This window comes from Streptomyces glaucescens, assembly GCF_002154375.1.
Taxonomy (GTDB): Bacteria; Actinomycetota; Actinomycetes; order Streptomycetales; family Streptomycetaceae; genus Streptomyces; species Streptomyces glaucescens.
The window spans coordinates 1-1,420 of record NZ_MUND01000363.1; the positions used below are offsets into that span (position 1 = coordinate 1).

At 68.9% G+C, this 1,420-nt stretch carries 1 protein-coding gene; it reads left to right on the forward strand.

Annotated features, from left to right (window positions below; translation table 11 throughout):
• Positions 1-1,420, forward strand: a 1,420-nt coding sequence (locus CCN42_RS23245) for a glycoside hydrolase family 9 protein (RefSeq protein ID WP_245877427.1), incomplete at both ends; no start/stop codon positions are given.

Sequence of the window (1,420 nt, forward strand, 5' to 3'; positions counted from 1 at the left end):
GCCGCCATGGCGGCCTCCTCCATGGTGTTCGCGGACAGCGACGCCGCGTACGCCGACAAGCTGCTCACGCACGCCAAGCAGCTCTACTCCTTCGCCGACACCTACCGCGGCGAGTACAGCGACTGCATCACCGACGCCCAGAGCTACTACAACTCCTGGAGCGGGTACCGCGACGAACTGGTGTGGGGCGCCGTCTGGCTCTACAAGGCCACCGGCGACCCCGCCTATCTCGCCAAGGCCGAGAGCTACTACGACAACCTCTCCACCGAACCCCAGACCTCCACCCGTTCCTACCGCTGGACCCTCTCCTGGGACGACAGCTCATACGGCGCCTACGTCCTGCTCGCCCAGCTCACCGGCAAGCAGAAGTACGTCGACGACGCCAACCGCTGGCTGGACTGGTGGACCGTCGGCGTGAACGGCAGCCGGGTGCGCTACTCGCCCGGCGGACAGGCCGTCCTCGACAGCTGGGGCTCCTTGCGCTACGCCGCCAACACCGCGTTCGCCGCGCTCGTCTACTCGGACTGGCTGACCGGTGACCCCACCCGCAAGGCCCGCTACCACGACTTCGCCGTGCGGCAGATCAACTACGCCCTCGGGGACAATCCGCGTAGTTCCAGCTACGTCGTCGGGTTCGGCGTCAACCCGCCGACCAAGCCCCACCACCGCACCGCCCACGGTTCCTGGACCGACCAGATCACCAACCCCGCCGACAGCCGCCACATCCTGTACGGCGCCCTGGTCGGCGGTCCCAGCGCGGCCGACGACGCCTACACCGACGACCGGCAGAACTACGTCAACAACGAGGTCGCCACCGACTACAACGCGGCCTTCACGGGCGCTCTGGCCCGCCTGTACGCCGAGTACGGCGGCACGCCGCTCGCCGGCTTCCCCGAGCCCGAGACCCCGGACGGGCCCGAGATGTCCGTCCAGGCCTCGGTGAACGCCTCCGGCGCCAACTTCACCGAGATCAAGGCCTATCTCGTCAACAGGTCCGCCTGGCCCGCCCGCGCCCTCACCGACAGCTCGCTGCGCTACTACTTCACCCTGGAGCCGGGGGTCCGGCCCGAGCAGATCAGCGTCACCACCAACTACAACCAGTGCGGTCCGGTCTCCGGGCCCACGCGCCACGCGGGCGACGTCCACTACGTCACCGTCGACTGCTCCAGCGCCGTGATCGCGCCCGCCGGCCAGTCCGCTCACCGCAAGGAGGTGCAGTTCCGGATCAGTTCGGCCGGTGCCTGGAACCCGGCAACGACTGGTCGTACCAGCGGATCGCGACGACCCCGGGCAGCACCCCCGTCGACGCCCCGAACATCGTCCTGCTGGAGGGCGTGGAGCGCCAGTGGGGTGCCTTGCCGGACGGCAGCACCGATCCGACTCCGACCCCGACGCCCACACCCGTCTCTTATTCACATCT